Below are 24706 nucleotides of genomic sequence, written 5' to 3'. Positions count from 1 at the left end.
GTCTATTTCCCCTGTGTAGCGGAGGACGGCTCACGCCAGCCCACCGAAAAACCATTGGTGTAACGAAGATCCACATGCGCAACCTCGGGCAGTCGTTGCGACAAGGTCTGCAGCACGGGACCCAGCAGTGTTGGCAGTGACGCGGTCGGATCGCTGCGGCCGAAGCGCAGCTCGATGCCGGACACAGTGATGCCGGTCCAGTCACCGCGCGCATCCTGGTGCAGTCCGTTCAGCGCCAGCGGCGTATCGCCGAGTTGCGCCTGCATGCGGCGATACATCCCGATCACCTGCGATGCGGTTCCGGACGCCCCCGACAGCAGCGGCAAATCCGCCGGGACCTCTCGCTCGCCGGGATCGAAGACCTGGGCATCGAGGTCAAGCAGAGAATGCTCGCCCCAACGTGCAACCGGCTCGCGCTCCCAGACGTGCAGACGCACCGTCGCCGGCCAGGCGCGCTCCACCCGGACCCGTGCGATCCACGACAGCGCGGCCACCGCCGCGTGCACCTGATTCAGATCGACTTCGATGAATCGGGTATCCAGCAACGGCCGCACGACGGTATCGATGTCCTGTGGCCGCACGCGGTCCAGATGCCCTTCGATGCGCAGCTGCGACACCGTCTGCGTCCCGGTGACACGAAATACCGCCCAGCCGCCGAGACCAATCGCAAGCAGGGCGGCCGCGCCCAGCAGCATCCGCCCGAGACCATAACGATCGGTTGCCTCGCTGTCGCGGAAGTCGTCGGCAGTCATGGTCAGCGCGCTCACGCAGCCTCGCCCTGATCGCACAACGTGGTCTCGAGAATCGCCCAGCACAATGCGGCGTAGTCCATGCCCACTGCGCGTGCCGCCATCGGCACCAGACTGTGCGAGGTCATCCCGGGCACCGTGTTGACCTCGATCAGCCACGGCTGCTGCGCAGAATCAAGCATGAAATCGACACGACCCCAACCCTCGGCGCCGACGAGCTCGAAGGCCTGCAGACAAGTCTGCTGGATCTGCGCCTCCAGGCGCGGATCGAGACCCGCGGGACAGTGATAGCGCGTCGCGTCGGACAGATACTTGGCGTTGTAGTCGTAGAACTCGCCATCCGGTTCGATCCGGATCACCGGCAACGCAACGCCATCCAGCATTGAACAGGTGTACTCGCTGCCGTCGACAAAACGCTCTGCAATGACCGTGCGTCGCATACCCGATGCGCTGCGCGCGGCGTTCTCGAATGCAGCGACCGCAGTGTCGGCGTGCTTGACCTTGTTCACCCCGACGCTGGAGCCCTCTTCGGCGGGTTTGACGAAATAGGGGTAACCCAATCGCGAACCGGCAGCGCGGGCGTCATCGGCGGTATGCAGCACCATCCAGTCCGGCGTTGGCAGACCTTCGGCTTTCCACATGCGCTTGGTCCGCAGCTTGTCCATCGCCAGCGCGGATGCCAGCACGCCACTGCCGGTATACGGAATGTTCTGCAGATCCAGCACCGCCTGCACGGTGCCGTCTTCGCCGCCGGTACCATGCAACACATTGAACGCCCGGTCGAAGCCCAGCTCGCCCAGGCGCAGCACGGTGGCACGATCGGCATCGACCGCTTTCGCATCGACGCCAAGCGACTTCAATGCGTCGGTCACGCCCTGCCCGGACCACAACGAAACCTCGCGCTCCGATGACCAGCCGCCCATCAGCACGGCAACGCGCCCGAATGCAGCGGGATCGGTAACACGTCTACGCATGAACTGGTTCTCCAACGATACGAACCTCGGGGTGAAGCTCCACACCGGTCTGCAGCTGCACGGTGCGGCGAATGTGCTCGATCAATTGCTCGATGTCGGACGCGCGGGTTCCGACTTCGGCAATGATGAAATTGGCGTGCTGCGGGGATACTTCGGCACCGCCAACGCGGTGCCCTTTGAGGCCGCAGGATTCGATCAGGCGCGCAGCGTGATCACCGGGCGGATTGCGGAAGGTGCTGCCAGCACTGGGCTTGCCGACCGGCTGCGATGCCTTGCGCCGCGCCAGTGACTCACGGGTATAGCGCGCATGCTCACCATCAGGATCCTCGCTGACGCGCAGCCGCGCCGCCAGAAAGCCCAGCGCCTGCGACGGCATCTCGACGTGCCGATAGCCGTAGTGAAAGTCCGCTGCCGGCAACCACTGCGTGCTGCCGTCACGCCGCACCACTTCAGCCACTTCGACCTGAGCCCAGGTCTCGCCGCCCCAGGCGCCGGCATTCATTGCCAGAGCGCCGCCGACGCTGCCGGGAATTCCAGCCATGAAGCCCAGGCCGGCCTTGGCGTGCTGCTGCGCGAACTTTGCCAGCCGAGCGCAATGCACACCGGCCTCGGCGTAGATCATCGACTCCGATTCCAGCCGCAGTTCATCGACCGCGCCATGCAGTGCGATCACGGTGCCGCGCCAGCCCCCATCGCGCACCAGCAGGTTGCTGCCCAGCCCCAGCCAAAGCACCGGCTCGTCGGCCGGAAGCTGCTGCACAAATGCGATCAGGTCGGCACGATCCGCAGGCTCGAAATAGGTTGCCGCCGGTCCGCCGACGCGCCACGAGGTGTGACGCGACATCGGTTCGTCGTGGCGCAGCACACCGCGCGGCTTCAGATCTCGCGCCAGCGCGTTCATGGCTTTTCCGCCGCGGACTTGAGCAACAATGCCGGCAGGCTGCCGATATCGCCGGCACCCAGGGTCAGCAATACGTCACCGTCGGTCAGGATGCGCGCCAGCACCGCCGGCAGCTCGCCCACGCCGCCGGGCACGAACACCGGCTCGACCTGACCGCGTGCACGAATACCGCGTGCCAGTGCTCGCGCATCGGCCCCTTCGATCGGCTGTTCGCCCGCGGCGTAGACCTCACTCAGCACCAATGCGTCAGCCCCGCCCAGAACCGCGCAGAAATCGTCGAACAGATCGCGCGTACGGCTGTATCGATGCGGCTGGAACGCGACCACCAGCCGTCGGTCCGGATACGCCGAACGCATGGCCTGCAAGGTCGCCGCAATCTCGCGCGGGTGATGCCCGTAATCGTCGACCAACAGCGCAGTGCCACCGCTGACAGCAATGTCACCGTGCTGTTCGCAGCGGCGGCCAATACCCTGGAAGCCGCTGAGCGCGCGTTGCATCGCCTGGGCGTCGACGCCCAGCTCGCGCGCGATTGCTATCGCAACCAGCGCGTTCTGCACGTTGTGACGCCCCGGCAGATTCAGGTGAAAGGTTTCGCGAAAACCGTCGCTGCCAACGGCAACAAAATGCGCGCCACTTCCCTCCGGGCGCAGATCGATTGCCCGCAGATCAGCATCTTCGGAAAAGCCATACGTCAACACTGGGCGACCCACTTCCGGCAGCGTCTCGCGAATCACCGGATCGTCGATGCACATCACCACCAGACCGTAAAACGGCAGGCGGTGCAGGAACTCGACAAACGTTGCACGCAGCCGTCGAAAATCGCCGCCATAGGTTTCCAGATGGTCGGCATCGATGTTGGTCACTGCCGCCATCATCGGCATCAGATGCAGGAACGAGGCGTCGCTCTCATCCGCCTCTGCAACCAGATAGCCGCCAGCGCCGAGACGGGCGTTGGCGTCGGCTGATTTCAACTTGCCGCCGATCACATACGTCGGATCCAGGCCCCCTTCGGCCAGCACGCTGGCCACCAGACTGGTTGTCGTGGTTTTGCCGTGCGTGCCGGCAATCGCGATGCCGTAGCGAAAGCGCATCAGCTCCGCCAGCATTTCCGCACGTCGTACCACCGGAATCCGGTGTTCGTGCGCGAAAACCAGTTCCGGGTTGTCCGCCTTGACCGCGGTCGACACGACCACGACGTCGGCGCCGATCGCATTTTCGGCGCGATGGCCAAAATGAATGGTGGCGCCAAGAGCGCTCAGGCGCTGCGTCGCCGCGCCGTCCTTCAGATCGGTTCCGCTGACGACATAACCGAGATTGATCAGCACTTCGGCGATGCCGGCCATGCCGGAACCCCCGATGCCGAGCATGTGAATCCGGCGCACGCGGCGCATCGGCCGCGTCATCAGGGCTTCAAGTGTGTCGCTCATGCGCGTACTCCTTCAGCGCAGCGCAGGCAGGCATCGGCAATGCGCGCGGTGGCGTCGGGCCACGCCGTTCCCCGCGCCGCCTCGGCCATGCGCCGCAGTCGCTCGCGATCTCCCAGCAGCTCTCGCAGCTGACTCGCCAGCCGGGCCGGCGTCAGCTCGGATTCCTGGATCATGACCGCGGCGCCAGCGCCGACCAGGTAGGCGCCGTTGCGGGTCTGGTGGTCGTCGACCGCGTAGGGAAACGGCACCAGCACGCTGGCAACGCCCGCTGCACTGAGCTCGGCCACGGTTGACGCACCGGAGCGGCACACCACCAGATCAGCCCATGCCATCGCCGCCGGCATATCGTCGATGAAGGCGTCGATCTGCGCCTCGACACCGGACGCGCGATACGCCGCCTGCGCGACATCCAGCGTGCGCCCGGCCTGGTGTCGCACCAGCGGGCGTTCAACCGGCGCCAGCAATGCCAGTGCCTCGGGCACGCGTTCGTTTAAAGCCTTGGCGCCCTGACTGCCGCCGATGACCAGCACATGCGGTTCACCCGCGTGTGCCAGGCGTTGCTGTGGCTGCGGCAACGCACTGAAACCTTCGCGCACCGGATTGCCGACGGCCACGCCGCGCTCGAAGGTATTGGGGAACGCCTGCAGCACGCAGCGAGCGATCCGGCTGAGCAGGCGATTGGTCATGCCCGGTGCCGCGTTCTGTTCGTGAATCACCAATGGCGTGCGCAGCAGCCACGCCGCAACGCCGCCGGGACCGGCCGCAAAGCCACCCATGCCCAGCACCGCCTGCGGTCGTTGCCGCCGCAGCACCGCGGCGGCCTGCCATACCGCACGCAGCAGCAACAGCGGCGCGGTCAGCAGCTTGCGCACCCCCTTGCCACGGAGGCCGCTGACGCGGACGAATTCAATCGGGAAGCCGTGTGCCGGCACCACGCGCGCCTCGAAGCTGTCGGGCGCGCCCATCCACACGATCTGATGCCCTTGCGCACGCAGGTAGTCGGCGACGGCGAGCGCCGGATACACGTGTCCGCCGGTGCCACCCGCCATGATCAGAAGTTTCATGACGGATCCTCGGCAGACGTGACACCGAACGCTGCAGCGCGGTTTTCGTAGTCGACCCGCAACAGCAAACCGAGCATCGCGCAGACAGTCAGCAGCGACGAGCCGCCATAGCTGATCAGCGGCAAGGTCAGGCCCTTGGTCGGCAACAGGCCCATGTTGACGGCCATGTTGATCAGCGCCTGCAGACCGATCCATCCGCTCAAGCCGTAGCTCAGGTACGCCGCAAACAGGCGACCGTTGACCTCGGCGGTGCGTGCGATCGCGAAGCCGCGCCAGATGATCACGGCAAACAGCGCCATCAGGATGGCGATGCCGACCAGTCCCATTTCCTCGGCCAGAATGGCGAAGATGAAATCGGTGTGCATTTCCGGCAGATACAGCAGCTTCTGCACGCTGTTGCCAAGACCGACGCCAGCCCAGTCGCCGCGGCCCACCGCGATCAGCGATTGTGCAAGCTGCCAACCACCGTTCTCGACATCAGCCCAGGGATCAGTGAAGTTCAGCAGACGTCGCAGCCGATACGGCGCCGCAATCGCGATCAGGCCCAGGCCGACCAATGCCAGCAGCAGGACGCCGGCGTAGTAACCCAGCCGCGCGCCGCCCAGGAACAGCATCAAAAACACCACTCCAAGCAGGATCGCAGTCGCTCCGAAATCGGGCTCGGCCAGCAGCAATGCGCAGGGCAACAGCAGTGCCGCAACCGGCACGATCAGCCCCTTGGGGCTGTGCTGCAGCACCACCTGACGTCGCGTGATGTAGCCGGCGACGAACATGATCAGCGCCAGACGCACCGGCTCTGACGCCTGCAGACGGAATACGCCGAGATCGATCCAGCGTCGCGCGGCATTGACGGTCACACCGATGCCCGGAATCAGCACCATCACCAGCAGGAACAACGCAAAGAAGTACAGCCAGCGACTACTGCTCTGCCACTGCCGCATCGGCACGCAATACATCACCACACCCAAGGCGACGCCGAGGCCCACAAACAGCAGCTGCCGATAGAAAAAGTAGAACGGATCGCCGGTAATTTTCTCCGCCTGCGCGACCGACGCCGAGGCCACCATGATCAGCCCCCAAGCCAGCAGCGCTGCCGTCGCGCCGCACAGCCAGGCGTCGAGGCCGAAGCGCGCCTGCGGCATCGGCAAACGCAGATCCAGCTGACCGAGCTTGGGCAACTGCAGGCCGGGCAGATTCATGCAAGCGCTCCGACCATCGCGCGAAACTGATCGCCGCGGTCCACGTAACTGCGGAACTGGTCGAAGCTGGCGCAGGCCGGCGACAGCAGAACCTGGTCACGCGGCTGCGCCAGAGTTCGCGCGCGCGCCAACGCCGCTGACATATCCGGCTCACGGTAGATCGGCAATGCACCGAAAACATCCGATTCGATCCGTTCGGCGTCTTCTCCGAAGACGATCGCCGCACGGCCCTTGCCGGCTAGCGCCTCACGCAGCGGCGCAAACGACTGCCCCTTGCCCTGTCCTCCGCCCAGCCAGACGATTAGCGCCGGCAGGCCATTGAGCGCTGCCAGGGTCGAACCGACGTTGGTGCCCTTGGAGTCATTGAAATAGCGCACGCCGTCGAGTTCGCGCACAAACTCGCAGCGATGCGGAAGGCCTCGGAATTGCCGCAGCGCCTGCAGGCACGCCGCGCGCTCGATCCCGGCAGCCTCCGTCAGCGCCAGCGCGGCCAATGCGTTGCTTAGATTGTGCAGGCCGAAGATTCCCAGTTCGGAATCGTCCAGCGTGAAACTGCGTTCGGCGTCGGTCAGCGTGTAATCGCCGCCGTGCTGCAGCAATCCGTACTGCCGCGGCAGCAGCGGCATGTCGGTTCCGAAACTGAGCACGCGATGGCCAGCGGAAGGCGCCAGCATCGCCATCACCTGCGGATCATCGCGATTCACCACTGCGGTGTCGCAATGCTCGAAAATGCGGGCCTTGACCGCAGCGTAGTGCGCCATCGTGTGATGGCGATCGAGGTGATCCTGCGACAGATTCAGCACCGTCGCCGCAACGCAGTGCAGATGCTGGGTCGTCTCCAGCTGGAAGCTCGAAAGCTCCAGCACGTAGAGCTCGACGTCGTCGGCCAGCAGATCGAGCGCGGGCGTTCCGAGATTGCCGCCAACGGCCGTGCGCAACCCGGCCGCACGCGCCATTTCGCCGACCAGGGTGGTCACGGTCGACTTGCCATTGGAGCCCGTGATACCGATCACCGGTGCGCCCGCGGCGCGAGCAAACAGCTCGATATCGCCGACGATCTCGACACCCGCGTCTCGTAGCGCAGCCACAAACGGCTCATCCAGAGAAACGCCGGGAGACAGCACTGCCAGCTTGAACTGAGTCAGTGGCTGCGGTGCCGAGAAACTTCCGAGATGAAATTCAACTTCGGGAAATTGCGTGCGCAGCACATCGATTCCCGCTGGCGCCGCGCGCGAGTCGGTAACGACCAACTGCGCACCGCAAGCCGCAAGGTAACGCAATGCAGAGGTTCCGGACACGCCCAAGCCGACCACCAGCACGCGCTGGCCGTCATAACGACGACAATCGACGTTGGCGGAGTCAAGACTGGGCATGGCTGGCGTCATCAGCGGACTTTCAGCGAAGCCAGGCCGATCAGCACCAGGATCAATGTCACGATCCAGAAGCGCACGATGATCTTCGGTTCCGGCCAGCCCTTGAGCTCGTAGTGATGATGCAGCGGCGCCATGCGGAAGATGCGCTTGCCGCCGCTGTACTTGAAATACAACACCTGCAGCGCGACCGACAAAGTTTCGGCAACGAACACGCCGCCCATGATCGCCAGCACGATTTCCTGGCGCACGATCACCGCGACGACGCCAAGTGCGGCCCCGAGTGCCAGCGCACCGACATCACCCATGAATACCTGCGCCGGGTAGGCGTTGAACCACAGAAAGCCGAGACCGGCGCCGGCGATTGCGGTGCAGAAAATGGCCAGCTCACCCACACCGGCGATGTAGGGAATGCCGAGATACGCCGCGATCTTGACGTGTCCGCTCGCGTAGGCAAACACGCCCAGCGCCGACGCCACCATCACTGTCGGCATGATCGCCAGACCGTCGAGGCCGTCGGTCAGATTGACCGCATTGCTGGAGCCGACGATGACCAGATACGACCACGGAATGAAGAAGATGCCCAACGAAATCGCGATGTCCTTCACGAACGGCAGGATGACGGTGGTCTCGACCGGTTCCTTGGCCATCATGAAGATCAGGGTCGACACCCCGAAGCCGGCCAGTGACAGCCAGAAGTATTTCTTGCGTGCCGGCAGGCCCTTGGGGTTCTTCTGCTTGATCTTGATGTAGTCGTCGGCAAAGCCGACCGCACCGAACGCCACCGTCACCAGCAGCGCGAACCAGACGAAGCGGCTACCCAGATCGGCCCACAGCAACGTGGCGACGCTGATTGCGGACAGGATCAGCACGCCGCCCATCGTCGGCGTTCCGGTTTTCTTCAGATGCGTCGCCGGTCCGTCCTCGCGCACCGGCTGGCCGAACTTGAAACGATACAGGCGTTCGATCATCCACGGCCCGAATGCGAACGAGAAGGCCAGTGCGGTCAGAATGCCCAGCACGCTGCGCAAGGTCAGATAGGTCAGCACATTGAAGCCGCTGACGTATTGCTTCAGATACTCGGCGAGTGCGTAGAGCATCAGTGCGTGTCCCCGTAAACTTGTTCTGTCAGTGCTGCAACGACGCGTTCCATCTGTGCGGCACGCGATCCCTTGACCAACACCACCGTGTCGCTGCCCAGCTGCGTACGCAGCGTCGCGATCAGCGCGTCGATGGATTCAAAATAAATTCCGGCATCTCCGAAGCCCTGCACGGCATGGCGTGCCAGCTCGCCGTGTGCGTAGAGCTGGTCGATGCCGAGCGCGCGCGCCTGCTGCCCGGCTTCGTAATGCCGCTGCACCGCGTCGGCACCGACCTCAGCCATCGCGCCGAGCACCAGAACGCGCCGGCCCGGCAGGCTCGCCAGCAGCTCCATCGCGGCACGCAGGGACGTCGGATTGGCGTTGTAGCTGTCGTCGAGCAGACGACCGCCCTGTGCCAGCGCATGCCAATTCAGACGACCACGCGCCGCCTCGACCCGCGACAGGCCCTCGGCGATCTCCGTCGGATCCATTGCCAGTGCGACACCGCATGCAGCAGCGGCCAGCGCGTTCATGACGTTGTGCCGACCCGGCAGCGGCAGATGCACGGCAGCCTTGCCGGACGGCGTGCGCAAGGTGAAACGCGTTGCGTCGGCATCGCCGTGCAGATCCAGCGCCTGCACGTCTGCGGTATCGGACAGACCGAATCCGAGGACCGAAGCCTTCTGCGCCATCTGCCGCCAGAGCGGCGCATAGACGTCATCGACATTGATCACGGCAACGCCGCCGTTGAGCGCCGTGAACATCTCGCCCTTGGCCTTCGCCACCCCGTCGCGCGAGCCGAAGCCCTCGAGGTGTGCATCGCCGGCATGCGTAACCACGCCGACGTCCGGCCGGGCCAGCTCGCACAGCTGCGCGATCTCGCCGGCGTGATTGGCGCCCATCTCGATCACGGCGGTGCGATGCGACTCGCGCAGTGCCAGCAAGGTCAGCGGCACCCCGATGTGATTGTTCAGATTGCCCTGCGTCGCCAGCACCGGTCCGCGTGCCGCAAACACCGAAGCCAGCAGCTGCTTGGTCGTGGTCTTGCCATTGCTGCCAGTCACCGCCACCACAGGCATTGAAAAACGCTGACGCCAGCCGGCGGCCATCTGCTGCAGACCGAGCAGGGTGTCGTCGACACGCAGCTGCGGTATCGATGCATCAACCCAGTCAGAAACCAGCGCGGCCACGGCACCCGCCTGCAGCGCGCGCTCGACGAAGCCGTGGCCGTCATGATGCTCACCGCGCAAAGCGACGAACAGGTCACCCGCCGCAACCACGCGACTGTCGATGACGACACGCTCGAAGCGCACATCCTCGCCACGGCACTCGCCGCCGATCATCGCGCTCAATTCGGACAGACGCATCATGCCGTCAGCTCCGTTCCCAGCAGCTCGGCGACAAAGTGACGGTCACTGAAGGACCGCACCTCGGCTCCATAGGTTTGCGTCTGCTCGTGACCCTTGCCGGCAATCACAACGATGTCGCCCGCGTCTGCCGCGGCCACCGCGCGACGGATGGCGTCGGCGCGGTCATGCACGGTGGCAACCCGTTCGCGCTGGGCCGCGTCGATACCGGCGACGATCTGGGCAGCAATCTGTGCCGGATCTTCGCTGCGCGGGTTGTCGTCAGTGACGATGATCCGGTCAGCCAGCTCCGCCGCAACTGCACCCATCAGCGGACGCTTGCCGCGATCGCGATCACCGCCGCAGCCGAACACGCACAACAAGCGCTGCGGCGCATGCGCGCGCAGCGCGCGCAGGATCTGGCCGAGCGCCTCAGGCGTGTGTGCGTAGTCGACAACCACCAGCGGACCGGCTGCACCGCGGATGCCCTCGATGCGGCCCGGCACGGTGCGCAGCTGCTCGATCGCAGCCAAAGCGTCGGCGAGTGCGACTTTTCTGCTCAGCAGGACGCCCAGCACCGCCATCAGGTTGTAGGCATTGAAGCGTCCGAGCAGTCGGCTGCGCAGCTCGGCCTCCCCCCAGGAGGTGCGTAGCTGCAAACGCAGGCCGGCAGGATCCAGTTCGAGCGCATCGCCCAACACATAGGTGCCGTGTTTCGGCAACTCGCCGCCGAGCCCGTAATGCATCACCGGCACATTCAGTTCGTCGGCCCAACGCGCGCCGCAGGCATCGTCGCGATTGAGCACCGCAACTTCCAGTTCCGGACGCGCAAACAGCTGGCGCTTGGCAGCTGCGTAGTGCTCAACGGTGCCGTGATAATCCAGATGGTCGCGTGTGACGTTGGTCAGCACCGCAACATCGAACGCAACGCCGGACACGCGCTTCTGATCCAGGGCATGCGACGACACTTCCATCGCGCAAGACCGTGCTCCGGACGCCAGCGCTCGCGCCAGTTGCGACTGCAAGGTCACCGCGTCGGGGGTCGTGTGAGTAGCCTGATCAAGTTCACCGATCCGCCCGAACCCCAGTGTGCCGACGTAGGCGCATGGCAAGTTCAGTCGATCCAACGCCTGCGCCAGCAGGTACGCAGTCGAAGTCTTGCCGTCAGTGCCGGTAATCCCGACGCAGTACAGCTGCCGAGACGGCTCACCCAGGCAGCGCGACGCGATTTCGCCAACGCGCTCGGCCAGATGCGGAACCGCGACTTCGGGAATCTCTGTCTGCGGCGGTGCCCAGCCGGGAGCGGGCTCCCATGCCACCGCCACGGCGCCACGCTGCAACGCCTGGTCCAGATGGGCCAAGCCGTGCGTGCCACGACCACGGCACGCCAGAAACAGGTCGCCCGGCGACACTCGGCGTGAATCGACCGCAACGCCGGTCACCTCGACCTCTGGCGGCACCGGCACACCGTAGCCAGCGAGCAGTTGCGTCAACGACTGAAGATTGCGCCCGCTCATGTCTGCGGCCGTCCTGCGGTCGCAACCTGCGGCAATGCAACGGTCCGCGCTGCAGGTTCCGGCACGGTCGGAGCGTCGTCACCGGGCGGAATCTGCAGCAGACGCGCGGCGCCTTGCATGACACTGGCAAACACCGGCGCCGCGACCAGACCGCCGTAATAGCCGTCGGCGCTGGGCTCGTCGATCATCACCAGACCGACCAGGCGCGGATGCTCCACTGGCACCATACCGACAAACAGCGCCTGATGCTTGTTGCCGGCATAGCCACCCGTTTCAGCGACTTTGCGCACGGTTCCGGTCTTGCCGGCAACGCGGTAGCCGGCAACAGCCGCGCGCCGTGCCGTTCCGGTCGGCGCCACCACATGCTCCAGCATATGCCGCACGGCGCGCGCGGTATTGGCCGATACCGCGCGCTGCGGCGGCAATGTGCGACCGTCGCGAATCAGCTTCAGCTGCGACATCAGTCCATCGTTTGCGAGTGCCGCGTAGGCGCGCACCAGATGCAACGCATTCAACGAGAAGCCGTAGCCGTACGAAGCCGTCGCCGTAGCGATCTGGCCCCACTCTTTGAAATTGCGCAACACCGGGGTCGCCTCACCGGGAAAGCCGGTGTAGACCGGCTCGCCGAAACCGAAGCGCTGATAGCCGGACCAGACCGCTTCCGCGCCGATCGTCATGCCGATCTTCGCGGCACCCACATTGCTCGACTTGCTCAGTAGTGTGGTCAGGTCGACAACGCCCTGCGGATGCACGTCGCGCACCGTCAGCGCCCCGACCTTGAAGACGCCCGGGGTAGTGTCGATCAGGCTGCCTGGCTGGAATGCGCCCAGCTCGAGCGCCTGCGAGACCAGCAGCGGTTTGACCGTGGACCCCGGTTCGAACGAATCGACGATGGCGCGATTGCGCGTACCTTTGGACGCACGCTCCGCCGGATTGTTCGGGTTGAAGCCAGGCTGCGACGCGATCGCCAGAATCTCACCGGTGCTGCTGTCGGCAATGACGATGACGCCGCCCTTGGCCTTGTTCTTGGCCACCGCATTCTTCAGCTCGCGATAGGCCAGGTACTGCACGCGCAGATCGATCGTCAGCGCAACATCATCGCCCGGCTCTGCCTCGCGATATTCGCCGCTGTCCTCGACCACTCGGCCGGCGCGATCACGGATCACGCGGCGCTCGCCGGCATGACCGGCAAGCAGCGACTCCTGCGCTTTCTCGATCCCCTCCAGCCCATTGCCGTCACGACCACAGAAGCCGACCAGCTGGCCGGCGATTTCACCGGCGGGGTAGTAGCGCGCGTACGACGGTTCCGAAAAGACGCCCGGCGCCTTCAGCGACAGCACACGCTGCGCCTCAGCTGGCGACAGCGGGTCGCTGACGTACACGAAGCGGCGATCCTTGCGCGCGGTCAAATACTTGCTGAACTCACCGGGCTGACGGTTCAACAGCTTGGCCAGCGCGGTGACGTGCGCCGGCGACTCGAGCAGCGCCGACGGCACCACCCAGATCGATTCCACCGGCGCTGACAGCGCCAGCGGCTCGCCGCGTCGATCGACGATCGCGCCGCGATGCGCCGGAATCTCCATCGTGCGGATATGGCGCTTGTTGCCTTCGCCGGTCAGAAAATCGCGCTCCAGAATCTGCAGCTGAAACGCACGGCCGAGCACCACCACCGCACCCAGCGCCAGCAACCCCAGCACAGCGGCCGAGCGCCATGCACCGACTGGTGTGGCTGACCGATTGCGAACCGCAGTCATCGGTCCGCACTCACGATGACGTAGTCCGACGGCTCGGTCATACCGAGCTGTTCGGTCGCGATCTTCTCGACCCGATTGTTATGGGCCAGGGTCGCTTCCTCAAGCTGCAGCTGCGCCCACTCCATGTCGAGACGCTCATGCTCGTCACGCAGCGACTCCAGCTCCGACACCAGCGCGCGGTTCTCGTGCTTGGTGCGAATCACCACCAGCGCAGACGCGAACACGGCAGTGGCGAGCATCAACGGCACCATCAGTTCGCCGCGCTTCACAGCGGAGACTCCGCAAGCTTTTCGGCAATGCGCAGCACCGCGCTGCGCGAACGCGGATTCACGCCGCGTTCCTCGTCAGACGGAAACTGCTTGCCGAGCAGCTTCAGCTGCGGGTGATCGCTGCGCGCAACGTCCCGCAGCGTGCGCTTGACGATGCGATCTTCCAGCGAGTGAAAGCTGATCACGACCAGACGACCACCGGGCTGCAGCACCTCGATCGCCTGCGCCAGCGCATCGCGCAGCACATCCAGCTCCCGGTTGATGAAGATGCGGATCGCCTGGAAGCTGCGTGTCGCCGGGTGAATCTTGTGACTGCGCGGGCCTGGCACCGACGCAATCAGCTGCGCCAGTTGCGCCGTCGACGTCAGCGGCTGCGTCGCGCGCGATTCGACGATGCGACGCGCAATACGGCGGCTGTTGCGCTCCTCACCGTACTGATACAGCACGTCGGCAATCTCGACATCGTCCGCGCGCGCCAGCCACGCCGAAGCCGGCTCACCGGCCTGCGGATTCATTCGCATGTCCAGCGGGCCATCCTTGCCGAAACTGAAGCCGCGCTCGGCGGTATCCAGCTGCGGCGACGACACGCCCAGATCCATCAGAATGCCAGCGACCCGACCGTAGAATCCGGCGGACTTCGCAACGTCCCTGAGCTGGGCAAAATTGGCGTGGTGAATGCTGAAATTGGCGTCATTGGCAAACGCCGAGGCGGCGTACTCGATCGCTTCGGGGTCCTGATCGATTGCATGCAGCGTGCCGCGACCGCCGAGGGCGTCGAGAATGGCGCGACTGTGTCCGCCGCGACCAAAGGTGCAATCGACGTAGATCGCGTCCGCGGGCACATCCGCGTCGCCGAGGGCAAGGCCGGCGAGCGATTCTGCGAGCATCACCGGCCGATGGGCTGTCATGAGCGGATCAGACCCAACGGTGCAATCGATGGGCGCGGGGTCGAAAGCCATGTGCGCGCCTCACCGCTTGAGCGTCCGGAAAGCGTCTTCCAGCGACGCGAGCAGATCCGAGTTTTCGCCGAAGCGGGTTTCCCAGACGTCCTGCGGCCAGACATCAAAGCGCGAGTCCTGCCCCATCAGTACCACTGCACCGTCCAGGCGCGTGCGCTTGCGCAGCATGGGGGGCAACAGCACGCGACCCTGCTTATCCATTTCAGTCTCGACCGCGAACCCGACAAACACCTGCTTCAGCAGCTCGGCGGTATGCCGATCCTCCATCGCCTGGATGTCCTGAACGATGCGGAGGAACTCCGGTGCGGGGTAGATCTCGAGACAGGGATTCGGGCCTTTGGTGATGACCAGCTGCGCCCCGCATAGATCGGACAGCGGCTGACGAAAGCGCGCCGGAATAGCCAGGCGCCCCTTGTCATCGACCATCAATTGATGCGAGCCCGCGAACATAGTCGTTGTAGGGACAACTCCCCCACTCTCTCCCACTTTCCACCACACTGCGACGACTATACCCCACCGACCTCCCCCCCGCAAGCGCGTAAACGGGCAAAATCATTGGCAAAACAAAAGCTTATCAGCAAGCAGTGGGCTGTCTTATCTTCTTTATTAGAAACAGTAAATTAGCGCACAAACTTCAAGTGACCGAAGGCGGCATCCCAGGATTTCCGCACTTCGGGGCGGTCGCGTGTACGCAAGCTTGGGCGCTGCAGAGTCGAATTGTGATATTTAAATAAATAAAGATTTATTTAAAATCTAATTATCTCAAACCAACAACCGCACGGGCACAGACAAGCCTGCCGTCAGGGGGACAGCGCGTCATAGTGGAAGAAAATGGGGAGTCGGCCTGTAAGCCGGGTTCTGTGCAGGCACTTGCGTGCCTGCGGCAATCATTCCTCTAGGCGCGACGTCACCGTCACGCTCAAGCAACCTACCCGGAAGGCACGCGGGCCACGCGTCGTACACCCGAAGGTGCACACCTTCCCTATTTGGTCTTGCTCCAAGTGGGGTTTGCCGTGCCGCTCCCGTTGCCGGTCGCGCGGTGCGCTCTTACCGCACCGTTTCACCCTTACCACGCCCTCTGCCCTGCCTTACGGCGAAGCAAAGGCGTTCGGCGGTCTGTTCTCTGTTGCACTTTCCGTCGGCTCGCGCCGCCCAGGCGTTACCTGGCACTCTGCCCTGCGGAGCCCGGACTTTCCTCCACCGCTTGCGCGACAGCGATTGCCCGGCCGACTCCCGCAGCCATTATCGTTCATTTATTGCCGCACAGGGACCGCGCCGTAGCTTCCGTCCCTTGCTACAGTCTGCGCCCGCATTGGCCTGAACCGGAGTCTGCATGCCGTCCCAGGAAGTCCGCCTACGCAAACGGGTCAACGCCCCGATCGGCAGTGTGTTCGAGTTCTTCGCCGATCACGAGCGCTTCGCGACCTTGTTTGGTGCGCGCTGCCGCCGGATACGCGTGGGCGACGACGATCCCAACGGCCTGCACTCGGTCCGCAGCATGGGGCCTGGACCGCTGGCTTTCGAGGAAACCATTGTCGAATTCGAACCCATGCAGCGCATCGCCTATCAGATCACGCGCGGCAGCCCTTTGAAGAACCATATCGGCATCATCAACTTCACCGATGAAGGCAACAGCACCCTGATCGACTACGTGATCCGGTTCGACGGCAAGCTGCCCGGTGTCGGACCGCTGATCGCCCGCATCTTGGGTATGGCCTGGCGCCATCACGCGCCCAAGGCGCTGGCTCAGATTGAATCCTGAGGTTCCGATCGAGCGTGCGCGTCGTTTCACATACCTGTTCGAATACCGAGATCGTTTGCGCACTGGGCTGCGCTGACCTGCTGATTGCGGTCGACAACGATTCCGACTTTCCGCCGGAGGTTGTCGGCACGCTGCCGCAACTCGGTCGCGACCTGAATCTGGACATTGACGCCGTCTGCGCGCTCAAACCGGATCTGGTCCTGACCTCGCTGACCGTCCCCGGTCATGAACGAGTCGTCGCCGAGATCGCCGAGGCTGGACTGCCGCATCGCATCATCGATCCGCACAGCCTGGATGATGTGTTTGCCAGCATCCTCGAGATCGCCGAGGCGCTGGGCGTGCCCGAACGCGGCGCGGCGCTGGTGCAGCAGATGCAGACTGCGATGCCGCCCATCGCGGCCGCACCGAACGCACCCCGCATCCTGGTCGAGTGGTGGCCCAAACCGGTGATCGGGGCCGCACGCCAATCGTGGGTACACGATCTGATCGAACGTGCCGGCGGCCTCAACGCTCTGTCGGCGGTTCAGGCTCCGACCCTGTCCTGCGATCCGCAGCAGGCGCCCGGCTTCGCGGTCGACGCCGTGGCGATGTCCTGGTGCGGCGTGCAGGTGGAGAAATATCGCGCCGACGTGGTGCTGCAGCGTCCCGGCTGGCAGGACACCGGCGCCATCCGCCAGCGCCGGGTGCACGCCATCAGCGAAGCCTATCTGGGCCGCCCCGGACCGCGGCTGGTCGAGGGCTACCGCGCGCTGCGGTGGATCGTCGAATCGATCGGGTAGTGCCGGCTCAGCCGCGATCGCGCGCCGACTGCGCGTGGGCCTGCAGGCCCTCGGCGTCGGCAATGCACCCGGCAATCTGCGCCAGCGGGCGCGCACCGTCCGGCGTGCATTCGATCAGACTGCTGCGCTTCTGGAATTCGTAGACGCCCAGCGGATTGGAGAACCGCGCGGCGCGTGATGTGGGCAGCACGTGATTGGGCCCGGCGCAGTAGTCGCCGAAGGCTTCCGGCGTGTGGCGGCCGATGAAGATCGCACCGGCGTGACGGATCTTCGGCAGCAGCGCGCGCGCATCCTCGACGGCGAGCTCCAGATGCTCCGGCGCGATGCGATTGGATACCGCGCAGGCCTGATCCAGATCGGCCACGTGAATCAGGGCGCCACGTTCGCGGATCGAGGTACGCACAGTGGCCTCGCGCGGCAGTGTCTGCACGCGCGCGGCCATCGCCGCGGCGACGCGTTCAAGGAATTCCGCGTCCGGCGAGATCAGGATCGACTCGGAATCCTCGCCGTGCTCGGCCTGCGAGAACAGGTCCATCGCGATCCAGTCCGGATCGCTGTCGCCATCACTGATGACGACAATTTCCGAAGGCCCGGCGATCGAGTCGATGCCGACCTTGCCGAACACCGCACGCTTGGCCGCGGCCACATAGGCGTTGCCCGGACCGACGATCTTGTCCACGGCGGGAATCGTTGCGGTGCCGTAAGCCAGTGCCGCCACCGCCTGCGCGCCGCCGACGGTAAACACACGATCCACCTCGGCCAGATGCGCGGCCGCCAGCACCACCGGATTGAGCTCGCCGCCCGGCGCGGGCACCACCATGATGATTTCGTCAACGCCGGCGACGCGCGCCGGGATGGCGTTCATCAGCACCGATGACGGATACGCCGCCTTGCCGCCCGGCACATAGATGCCGACGCGCTCCAGCGGAGTGACCTGCTGACCGAGGCGGTTGCCCAGCGCATCGGTGAATTCGAAGCCGGCGAGCTTCTGGTGCTCGGCGTAAGCGCGGATACGCGTCGCCGCTTGTTCCAATGCATCGCGCAAACCCGAATCCAGCGCATCCCAGGCCGCCTGGCGCTGCGCCCGATCGATCTCCAGCTCGGTCGCCGCGGTGACGCTGCGACGATCGAAGCGGTTGGTCAATTCGACCAGCGCGCTATCGCCACGTGCGCGCACGTCGGCAACGATGGCATCGACCGCACTGACCACACCGGCATCGGCCTCGGGGGCACGGTCCAGCAGCGCATCAAGCTCGGCGTCGAAGCCGGGCGCCGCCGCGTCCAGCCGCCTCACCTCAATCATTTGCCCTTCCCCGGGCGCGTCTTTCCGGCCTGAACCCGCTCGGCGATCTGCGCGATCAGGGTCTGAATCGCGGCGTTCTTCATCTTCATCGCCGCCTTGTTGACCACCAGGCGTGAGGTCACCTGGCAGATGGTCTCGATCTCGACCAGACCATTGGCCTTCAAGGTGCTGCCAGTGGCGACCAGGTCCACGATCAGATCCGCCAGGCCGACCAGCGGCGCCAGCTCCATCGAGCCGTACAGCTTGATGATCTCGACCTGCTCGCCCTTGGCCGCAAAATGCCGGCGCGTGATCTCGGGATACTTGGTGGCGACGCGCAGGCGACGCACGCCGTCCGGGCGCGGGCCGTCCTTCTTCGCGGCGACCGACAGCCGGCACTGTGCGATGCCCAGATCCAGCGGCTCGTACAGTGCCGAACCGCCATGCTCCATCAGCACGTCCTTGCCGACCACGCCAAGATCGGCCGCACCGTACTCGACATAGGTCGGCACATCCGACGCGCGCACGATCAGCAGCGAGACGTCCTTGTTGCGCGATGGCACACGCAGTAGACGGTCGATGTCGCCGGCGGGGTCCATGCCCAGTGCTGCCAGCAGCGGCAGGGTTTCGTCGAAAATGCGTCCCTTGGACAGGGCGATGGTCAATGCGGTCATGACGATGGCGACAACAGGCTGTAGCGAGGAGCGCGCGATTGTAGCCGCCTGAGACTACCGCCGCTTGTCAGCGCGCCCTTCGGATTTTCCGTCACGGGCTGCCTCGGCCAGGCGCAGATAGATTGCCTTGCTGCGGCCATCGGCCAGTTTGCGCTCGTCGATTTCGAACAGGCCCAGCGCACCGACCAGTTCGCCGAGCTTCTTGTACCCGTAGTTGCGCGGGTCGAAATCCGGCGCCTGCTTGCTGATGTTGCTGCCCACTTCCCCCAGCTGCGCCCAGCCATCATCGTCGCTGGCGGCGCTCTGCGCTTCACGCAGCAGCCGCGCAAGCTTGTGGTCGCGGCGCAGGGTGGTGCGGTCCTTGGGGGTGGGCTTGCCGCCGTCGGCGACGTCCTCGCGCAGCACATCCAGATAGACGAACTTGTCGCAGGCCGAAACCAGCGACTGCGGCGTCTTGTGCTCCCCGAAACCGTAGACAATCTTGCCAGCCTGCCGCAGCCGCTGGGCCAGACCGGTGAAATCACTGTCGCTGGAGACCAGGCAGAAGCCATCGTAGATCCCGGTATACAGCAGATCCATCGCATCAATGATCATCGCGCCGTCGGTCGCGTTCTTGCCGGTGGTGTAGCCGAACTGCTGCACCGGCTGGATCGCCGACACCGTCAGCACATCCTTCCAGCCTTTAAGGTTCGGCTGGGTCCAGTCGCCGTAGGCGCGGCGCACGCTGGCCACGCCGTAGTTGGCAATCTCCTTCAGCAAGGCCTCCGAAATCGACGGCTGGGTGTTGTCGGCGTCGATCAGGACCGCAAGCTTGGCCATCTGCGTGTTCGTGGACATCGGTAGCTCCTGCGGTGAAATTCGAAAGTGCCGCGGATTCCAGCCTGCCGGATCAGCCGGCGACGCGCTCGATACGCGCGCCGAGCTGTGCAAACTTGGCCTCGATGCGCTCGTAGCCGCGATCCAGATGATAAATGCGCTCGACCGTGGTCTGCCCCTCGGCGGCCAGTCCGGCAGCGACCAGCGCGGCCGACGCGCGCAGATCGGTCGCCATCACCGGCGCGCCGGTCAGGCATTCGCAGCCGGTAACGATCGCCGTATGACCTTCGAGCTTGATCTGCGCGCCCATGCGCTGCAGCTCCAGCGCGTGCTGGAAACGGTTCTCGAAGATCGTCTCGGTGACGACGCCAGTGCCTTCGGCCACGCAATCCAGCGCCATCAACTGCGCCTGCATGTCGGTCGGAAAACCGGGATGCGGCATCGTGTGCACGTTCACCGACTTCGCACGCTGCCCGAGCATGTCGAGCTCAATGAAGTCCTCACCGGTGCGGATCTGCGCGCCGGCCTGCTGCAGCTTGACCAGCACCGCATCCAGCAGATTCGGATCGGTGTGGGTCACACGCACCTGCCCTCGCGTCATCGCCGCAGCGACCAGAAAGGTGCCGGTCTCGATGCGGTCCGGCAGCACCGTGTGCTGCGCGGCGTGAAGACGTTCAACCCCGTCGATAACGATGGTCGTGGTGCCGGCACCACGGATGCGGGCGCCCATCGCCATCAGGCAGCGCGCCAGATCGACCACTTCGGGTTCACGCGCGGCATTTTCCAGCACGGTCTGACCGTCGGCCAACGCCGCAGCCATCATCAGGTTCTCGGTGCCTGTGACCGTGACCGTGTCAAACATGATGTGGGCACCGCGCAAGCGCGACGCCTTAGCGTGGATGAAGCCGGACTCGACCTTGATCTCCGCCCCCATCGCCTCGAGACCCATCAGGTGCAGATTGACCGGGCGCGCACCGATCGCGCAGCCGCCAGGCAGCGACACCTGCGCCTCGCCGTAGCGGGCCAGCAACGGGCCCAGTACCAGAATCGACGCACGCATGGTCTTGACCAGTTCGTACGGCGCGATATGCGTGTTCAGGTTTGCGGCACAGGCCTCGACCTGATCACCGTTGCGCGTCACCTGCACGCCCATCTGCTCCAGCAGACGCAAGGTCGTGCGCACGTCCTGCAGCGCCGGCACATTGCTCAGGGCCAGCGTTTCCGGGCACAGAATCGCTGCGCACAGAATCGGCAAAGCCGCGTTCTTCGCACCGGAGGCGCGGACTTCACCGGCCAGACGGGCGCCGCCCGTGATCAGCAGTTTGTCCATGATCGGAAATCAGCTGGCGCGCGTGCGCAGACGCAACGCATGGATCTCGCGGCCCATGGTCTCGCCCAGCGTCGCGTAGACCATGCGATGCTGCGCCAGCATCGGCTTGCCGGCAAAGTCCGCGCAGATCACCTCGGCCTCGAAGTGCTGGCCATCATCGCCGTACACCGTGACCTGCGCATCGGGCAGGCCGGTCTGGATCATTGTCTGGATCTGTTCTTTAGTCATGTCACTTCTTGAGCTTGTAGCCGGTGATCAGCATGCGCAGACACACGGCCGATGACAACACGAAAAACCCCGCGCACCAGGCCAGGCTCAGCGCGATCGGCGCATCAGCCTGACCGAAGAAGCCATAGCGGAAGCCGTCGATCATGTAGAAAAACGGATTCAGGTGGCTGGCCTGATACCACAGCGTCGGCAGCGCGTGCACCGAATAGAACACGCCGGACAGGAACGACAACGGCACGATGAAGAAGTTGGTGAATGCGGCAATGTGATCGAACTTCTCGGCGACGATGCCGGCAATCAGGCCGATCACCGCCAGACTCGAGCCGGACAGCAGGAACACCGCCAGCAGCGCCCACGGGGCCTGAATCGGCAGCGAAACAAACGGCAGGGTCACCGCCAGCATCGCCATCGCGACCAGCGTCACCCGCAGCAAGGCTGCCAGCAGATAGGCGCCAAACCACTCGAACGGCCCCAGCGGCGCCATCTGCAGGAACACCAGATTGCCCATGATTTTGGACTGCACAATCGACGATGAGGTGTTGGCAAATGCGTTCTGGATTACCGCCATCATGACCAGGCCCGGCAGCAGGAACTGGGTGTAGCTGATGCCGTCGTAGGCCGAGGAGCGGTCCTTCATCGCCTGGGCGAACACCAGCAGATACAGAACGGTCGTGATCACCGGCGCGGTCACGGTCTGACCCAGCACCGACCAGAAGCGCTTGACCTCTTTTTTCAGCAGCGTGAGAAACCCGATCTGATCCGGACTCATGCGCCGGCCTCCTGCGGTCGCGCGTGCTCGCCGGTGAGCTCGACGAAGATGTCCTCCAGGTCCGGCTCGCGCGTCTGCACGTCCTCAATCGCGATACCGGCATCGCGCAGCGCGACAAAGACGCCGGCGATCGGGTGCTTGCCGGATTCCAGCTTCAGCTCGATCGCGCCATTGACCTCGCCGACAACCATCGGCCGCAGGCTTTCCGGCAAGACCGAACCGTCGGCCAGTTTCAACCGCAGAAACCGGAACGGATGGCGTGCCAGCAGTTGCGGCGTAGTCTCAATCACCTGCAGCGCGCCCTTGTCCAGGATCGCAATGCGCTCGCACAACTCCTGGGCCTCTTCCAGATAATGCGTGGTCAGCACCACGGTCGTACCCTGGCGGTGCAGCTCGGTGGTGAATTCCCACAGCGTGCGGCGCAGCTCAACGTCGACACCCGCGGTCGGCTCGTCGAGGATCACCACCGGCGGCCGATGCACCAGCGCCTGGGCGATCAGCACGCGACGTTTCATGCCCCCGGACAGCGCGCGCATTGAACTGCCGGCCTTCTCGCTCAGATCCAGCCGTTCCAGCATTTCGTCGATCCACGGCCAGGCTTCGCGGCCACAGCCGTAGTAACCGGCCTGAATCCGAAGCATGTCGCGCACCGTAAAGAATGGATCGAACACCAGTTCCTGCGGGACCACGCCGAGCTGCCGACGCGCCTGGCGAAACTGCAGCACGGTGTCGTAACCCATCACGCTGACCTGACCCGCGTCCATGCGCGTCAGACCCGCGATGATGCTGATCAGAGTGGATTTGCCGGCGCCATTGGGACCCAGCAACCCGAAAAACTCGCCCTGCCGGATCGAGAAATCGATCCCACGCAGAGCAGTCAGACGGCCGTAGGTTTTGCGGACACCGGCAATAGCGATGGCCGTTTGCATAGGCCGCGGATTATAGGGGCTTTCGATTTGGCCAGCTGGAACGAGATACCGACGACATGACACACGACTGCGCGCTGCTTTGGTTCCGCCGCGACCTGCGCCTGACGGACAATCCCGCCTTGCAAGCTGCGCTGGAGAGCGCCCGAACGGTCATTCCGGTCTACATTCACGACGACGACAGCCTCGACGCCTGGTCCACCGGCGCCGCCAGCCGCTGGTGGCTGCATCACAGCTTGGCCGCCCTGGCGGCCGATCTCGCGGCCCGTGGCAGCGCGCTGGTCATCCTGCAGGGCGATGCCTTGTCACAGCTGAACGCGCTGTCGGAACGGACTGGCGCCACCGCGGTGCTCTGGAACAGGTTGTACGAACCGGCTGCAATTGCGCGCGATCGCGCCATCAAGTCGGCGCTGCGCGCACAGGGCATCGACGTGCAAAGCTTTCAGGCCAATCTTTGGCACGAACCGGCACTGATCCGCACCGCGACCGGGGACCCCTACCGTGTCTTCACCCCGTTCTGGCGCAGGCTTTCGACACAGCTGCCGCTGCCATCGCCCATTCCGGCGCCTGCTCAAATCCCGTCGCCAACACAGCGACCCACCGGCGAACCGCTGGCCGCTCTCGGATTACTGCCCAGGATCGGCTGGGATCAGGGGTTTTATGCACACTGGACTCCCGGCGAGGCCGGTGCGCTGCATCGATTGCGGACATTCGCCGACACTGCACTGGCGGACTACCACCAGGGGCGCGACTATCCCGACCGCTCCTCGGTATCGCGACTGTCACCACATCTGCATTTCGGCGAACTGTCACCCCGGCAAATTCACGCCGCGGTACTGACCGAGCAGGCCGAGTCGCCCCACCTGGCGACCGACGCCGAACATTTCCTGCGCGAACTGGGCTGGCGCGAGTTTGCCCATCACCTGCTGTTTCACTTTCCGTACTCCCCTGATGCGCCCCTGCATGCGCGCTTCGCGGACTTCCCGTGGCGCCAGGGCGATGCGGCGGAGGCGGATCTGCACGCCTGGCAACAGGGTCGCACCGGCATTCCGATCGTCGACGCCGGCATGCGCGAGCTGTGGACCACCGGATGGATGCACAACCGTGTGCGCATGATCGTTGCCAGCGTCCTGACCAAGAACCTGCTGATCCCCTGGCAGGCGGGCGCACGCTGGTTCTGGGACACGCTGGTTGATGCCGATCTGGCCAGCAATACGCTGGGCTGGCAGTGGGTCGCCGGTTGCGGCGCCGATGCCGCGCCGTACTTCCGCATCTTCAATCCGGCGCTGCAGTCACAGAGATTCGACGCCGAGGGCCATTACATTGCGCGCTGGGTGCCGGAGCTGACCGCGCTGCCGGCCGCACAGCGGCACGCCCCGCCGACGGCACAGGCGCAGAAGCGGGGCTATCCGGCACCGATCGTCGATCTCCGCGCCAGCCGTGAACGCGCACTGGCGGCGTATGCGGCGCTGCGCCAGATCGCGGTTCCCGCATGAGGAACGCGGCGCGATACGTCAGCCCGCTGGCGC

The 24706-nt window shown here is 64.8% G+C and carries 24 protein-coding genes and 1 other RNA gene; 3 read left to right on the top strand and 22 right to left on the bottom strand.

Features of this window, described 5'->3' with window-relative positions; translation table 11 throughout:
- Positions 1-2 precede the first annotated feature (2 nt).
- From E4T66_RS02775 to rnpB, 15 genes are all read right to left on the bottom strand, one after another.
- A complete protein-coding gene (locus tag E4T66_RS02775) occupies positions 3-767 on the bottom strand; it encodes a cell division protein FtsQ/DivIB (RefSeq protein WP_136847366.1) in 765 nt (254 codons plus the stop codon).
- Positions 764-1723 (bottom strand): D-alanine--D-alanine ligase, encoded by a 960-nt coding sequence (locus E4T66_RS02770; protein WP_136847365.1) that lies wholly within the window; start codon positions 1721-1723, stop codon positions 764-766. Before E4T66_RS02770 ends, E4T66_RS02775 begins: the two co-directional genes overlap by 4 nt.
- Entirely contained in the window at positions 1716-2624 is a 909-nt protein-coding gene (gene murB, locus E4T66_RS02765) for a UDP-N-acetylmuramate dehydrogenase (RefSeq protein WP_136847364.1), read from the bottom strand. The genes E4T66_RS02770 and murB overlap by 8 nt, the downstream gene beginning before the upstream one ends.
- Complete coding sequence (gene murC / locus E4T66_RS02760; protein ID WP_136847363.1) at positions 2621-4051, bottom strand: UDP-N-acetylmuramate--L-alanine ligase; 1431 nt, start codon at positions 4049-4051, stop codon at positions 2621-2623. The genes murB and murC overlap by 4 nt, the downstream gene beginning before the upstream one ends.
- Positions 4048-5115: an undecaprenyldiphospho-muramoylpentapeptide beta-N-acetylglucosaminyltransferase gene (gene murG, locus E4T66_RS02755; protein WP_136847362.1), complete on the bottom strand. Its 1068-nt coding sequence runs from the start codon at positions 5113-5115 to the stop codon at positions 4048-4050. Before murG ends, murC begins: the two co-directional genes overlap by 4 nt.
- Positions 5112-6314: a putative lipid II flippase FtsW gene (ftsW, locus tag E4T66_RS02750; protein ID WP_248679367.1), complete on the bottom strand. Its 1203-nt coding sequence runs from the start codon at positions 6312-6314 to the stop codon at positions 5112-5114. The genes murG and ftsW overlap by 4 nt, the downstream gene beginning before the upstream one ends.
- Positions 6311-7687: a UDP-N-acetylmuramoyl-L-alanine--D-glutamate ligase gene (murD, locus tag E4T66_RS02745; RefSeq protein WP_136847361.1), complete on the bottom strand. Its 1377-nt coding sequence runs from the start codon at positions 7685-7687 to the stop codon at positions 6311-6313. Before murD ends, ftsW begins: the two co-directional genes overlap by 4 nt.
- An 11-nt stretch (positions 7688-7698) precedes the next feature.
- Positions 7699-8784, bottom strand: coding sequence for a phospho-N-acetylmuramoyl-pentapeptide-transferase (gene mraY / locus E4T66_RS02740; RefSeq protein WP_136847360.1), 1086 nt, complete (start codon positions 8782-8784; stop codon positions 7699-7701).
- The gene (locus tag E4T66_RS02735; RefSeq protein WP_248679365.1) at positions 8784-10136 is read right to left on the bottom strand and encodes a UDP-N-acetylmuramoyl-tripeptide--D-alanyl-D-alanine ligase; all 1353 of its coding nucleotides are present in this window, start codon (positions 10134-10136) and stop codon (positions 8784-8786) included. Before E4T66_RS02735 ends, mraY begins: the two co-directional genes overlap by 1 nt.
- Positions 10133-11629 carry a UDP-N-acetylmuramoyl-L-alanyl-D-glutamate--2,6-diaminopimelate ligase gene (locus E4T66_RS02730; protein WP_136847359.1) on the bottom strand — a complete coding sequence of 499 codons (1497 nt, stop codon included), beginning with the start codon at positions 11627-11629 and terminating at the stop codon, positions 10133-10135. The genes E4T66_RS02735 and E4T66_RS02730 overlap by 4 nt, the downstream gene beginning before the upstream one ends.
- Positions 11626-13383 (bottom strand): peptidoglycan D,D-transpeptidase FtsI family protein, encoded by a 1758-nt coding sequence (locus E4T66_RS02725; protein WP_136847358.1) that lies wholly within the window; start codon positions 13381-13383, stop codon positions 11626-11628. The genes E4T66_RS02730 and E4T66_RS02725 overlap by 4 nt, the downstream gene beginning before the upstream one ends.
- Complete coding sequence (gene ftsL / locus E4T66_RS02720; RefSeq protein ID WP_136847357.1) at positions 13380-13652, bottom strand: cell division protein FtsL; 273 nt, start codon at positions 13650-13652, stop codon at positions 13380-13382. Before ftsL ends, E4T66_RS02725 begins: the two co-directional genes overlap by 4 nt.
- The gene (gene rsmH, locus E4T66_RS02715; protein ID WP_136847356.1) at positions 13649-14560 is read right to left on the bottom strand and encodes a 16S rRNA (cytosine(1402)-N(4))-methyltransferase RsmH; all 912 of its coding nucleotides are present in this window, start codon (positions 14558-14560) and stop codon (positions 13649-13651) included. Before rsmH ends, ftsL begins: the two co-directional genes overlap by 4 nt.
- Before the next feature lie 60 nt (positions 14561-14620).
- Positions 14621-15061, bottom strand: coding sequence for a division/cell wall cluster transcriptional repressor MraZ (gene mraZ, locus E4T66_RS02710; RefSeq protein ID WP_136847355.1), 441 nt, complete (start codon positions 15059-15061; stop codon positions 14621-14623).
- 381 nt (positions 15062-15442) lie between these two features.
- Positions 15443-15845: RNase P RNA component class A (gene rnpB, locus E4T66_RS02705), an RNA gene on the bottom strand.
- Between the two features lie 99 nt (positions 15846-15944).
- On the opposite strand from rnpB, the gene E4T66_RS02700 reads away from it, so the two are divergent.
- Positions 15945-16373: an SRPBCC family protein gene (locus tag E4T66_RS02700; RefSeq protein ID WP_136847354.1), complete on the top strand. Its 429-nt coding sequence runs from the start codon at positions 15945-15947 to the stop codon at positions 16371-16373.
- A 14-nt stretch (positions 16374-16387) separates the two neighbouring features.
- Positions 16388-17152: an ABC transporter substrate-binding protein gene (locus E4T66_RS02695; protein WP_136847353.1), complete on the top strand. Its 765-nt coding sequence runs from the start codon at positions 16388-16390 to the stop codon at positions 17150-17152.
- A gap of 7 nt (positions 17153-17159) precedes the next feature.
- Here E4T66_RS02695 and hisD read toward each other — a convergent pair whose 3' ends face one another.
- From hisD to E4T66_RS02660, 7 genes are read right to left on the bottom strand one after another with little or no spacing between them, the layout of a single operon-like run.
- Positions 17160-18455 (bottom strand): histidinol dehydrogenase, encoded by a 1296-nt coding sequence (hisD, locus tag E4T66_RS02690; RefSeq protein WP_136847352.1) that lies wholly within the window; start codon positions 18453-18455, stop codon positions 17160-17162.
- Positions 18452-19108 (bottom strand): ATP phosphoribosyltransferase, encoded by a 657-nt coding sequence (gene hisG / locus E4T66_RS02685; protein WP_136847351.1) that lies wholly within the window; start codon positions 19106-19108, stop codon positions 18452-18454. Before hisG ends, hisD begins: the two co-directional genes overlap by 4 nt.
- A gap of 54 nt (positions 19109-19162) precedes the next feature.
- The gene (locus E4T66_RS02680) at positions 19163-19945 is read right to left on the bottom strand and encodes an NYN domain-containing protein (RefSeq protein ID WP_136847350.1); all 783 of its coding nucleotides are present in this window, start codon (positions 19943-19945) and stop codon (positions 19163-19165) included.
- A 52-nt stretch (positions 19946-19997) separates the two neighbouring features.
- Positions 19998-21254, bottom strand: coding sequence for a UDP-N-acetylglucosamine 1-carboxyvinyltransferase (gene murA, locus E4T66_RS02675; RefSeq protein WP_136847349.1), 1257 nt, complete (start codon positions 21252-21254; stop codon positions 19998-20000).
- A gap of 9 nt (positions 21255-21263) precedes the next feature.
- Positions 21264-21482, bottom strand: coding sequence for a BolA family protein (locus E4T66_RS02670; protein WP_136847348.1), 219 nt, complete (start codon positions 21480-21482; stop codon positions 21264-21266).
- 1 nt (position 21483) lies between these two features.
- Positions 21484-22251, bottom strand: coding sequence for an ABC transporter permease (locus E4T66_RS02665; RefSeq protein WP_136847347.1), 768 nt, complete (start codon positions 22249-22251; stop codon positions 21484-21486).
- Entirely contained in the window at positions 22248-23180 is a 933-nt protein-coding gene (locus tag E4T66_RS02660) for an ABC transporter ATP-binding protein (RefSeq protein ID WP_136847346.1), read from the bottom strand. Before E4T66_RS02660 ends, E4T66_RS02665 begins: the two co-directional genes overlap by 4 nt.
- Positions 23181-23236: 56 nt before the next feature.
- On the opposite strand from E4T66_RS02660, the gene E4T66_RS02655 reads away from it, so the two are divergent.
- A complete protein-coding gene (locus E4T66_RS02655) occupies positions 23237-24673 on the top strand; it encodes a cryptochrome/photolyase family protein (protein ID WP_136847345.1) in 1437 nt (478 codons plus the stop codon).
- Positions 24674-24706: the final 33 nt, after the last annotated feature.

It is taken from the genome of Sinimarinibacterium arenosum (assembly GCF_005047655.1).
Lineage (GTDB): Bacteria > Pseudomonadota > Gammaproteobacteria > Nevskiales > Nevskiaceae > Solimonas.
Note: the sequence above shows the minus strand (reverse complement) of the source record. Positions and strands in the feature narration are given on the sequence as shown.

Bases quoted from the DNA above. Each gene is read 5' to 3' on its own strand.
- E4T66_RS02770 (WP_136847365.1), bottom strand. From the start codon at position 1,723: ATGCGTAGACGTGTTACCGATCCCGCTGCATTCGGGCGCGTTGCCGTG.
- E4T66_RS02670 (WP_136847348.1), bottom strand. From the start codon at position 21,482: ATGACTAAAGAACAGATCCAGACAATGATCCAGACCGGCCTGCCCGAT.
- mraY (WP_136847360.1), bottom strand. From the start codon at position 8,784: ATGCTCTACGCACTCGCCGAGTATCTGAAGCAATACGTCAGCGGCTTC.
- E4T66_RS02700 (WP_136847354.1), top strand. From the start codon at position 15,945: ATGCCGTCCCAGGAAGTCCGCCTACGCAAACGGGTCAACGCCCCGATC.
- hisG (WP_136847351.1), bottom strand. From the start codon at position 19,108: ATGACCGCATTGACCATCGCCCTGTCCAAGGGACGCATTTTCGACGAA.
- rsmH (WP_136847356.1), bottom strand. From the start codon at position 14,560: ATGACAGCCCATCGGCCGGTGATGCTCGCAGAATCGCTCGCCGGCCTT.
- murC (WP_136847363.1), bottom strand. From the start codon at position 4,051: ATGAGCGACACACTTGAAGCCCTGATGACGCGGCCGATGCGCCGCGTG.
- E4T66_RS02665 (WP_136847347.1), bottom strand. From the start codon at position 22,251: ATGAGTCCGGATCAGATCGGGTTTCTCACGCTGCTGAAAAAAGAGGTC.
- E4T66_RS02725 (WP_136847358.1), bottom strand. From the start codon at position 13,383: ATGACTGCGGTTCGCAATCGGTCAGCCACACCAGTCGGTGCATGGCGC.
- E4T66_RS02680 (WP_136847350.1), bottom strand. From the start codon at position 19,945: ATGTCCACGAACACGCAGATGGCCAAGCTTGCGGTCCTGATCGACGCC.
- murG (WP_136847362.1), bottom strand. From the start codon at position 5,115: ATGAAACTTCTGATCATGGCGGGTGGCACCGGCGGACACGTGTATCCG.
- hisD (WP_136847352.1), bottom strand. From the start codon at position 18,455: ATGATTGAGGTGAGGCGGCTGGACGCGGCGGCGCCCGGCTTCGACGCC.
- mraZ (WP_136847355.1), bottom strand. From the start codon at position 15,061: ATGTTCGCGGGCTCGCATCAATTGATGGTCGATGACAAGGGGCGCCTG.
- E4T66_RS02730 (WP_136847359.1), bottom strand. From the start codon at position 11,629: ATGAGCGGGCGCAATCTTCAGTCGTTGACGCAACTGCTCGCTGGCTAC.
- murD (WP_136847361.1), bottom strand. From the start codon at position 7,687: ATGCCCAGTCTTGACTCCGCCAACGTCGATTGTCGTCGTTATGACGGC.
- E4T66_RS02655 (WP_136847345.1), top strand. From the start codon at position 23,237: ATGACACACGACTGCGCGCTGCTTTGGTTCCGCCGCGACCTGCGCCTG.
- E4T66_RS02660 (WP_136847346.1), bottom strand. From the start codon at position 23,180: ATGCAAACGGCCATCGCTATTGCCGGTGTCCGCAAAACCTACGGCCGT.
- E4T66_RS02735 (WP_248679365.1), bottom strand. From the start codon at position 10,136: ATGATGCGTCTGTCCGAATTGAGCGCGATGATCGGCGGCGAGTGCCGT.
- murA (WP_136847349.1), bottom strand. From the start codon at position 21,254: ATGGACAAACTGCTGATCACGGGCGGCGCCCGTCTGGCCGGTGAAGTC.
- murB (WP_136847364.1), bottom strand. From the start codon at position 2,624: ATGAACGCGCTGGCGCGAGATCTGAAGCCGCGCGGTGTGCTGCGCCAC.
- ftsW (WP_248679367.1), bottom strand. From the start codon at position 6,314: ATGAATCTGCCCGGCCTGCAGTTGCCCAAGCTCGGTCAGCTGGATCTG.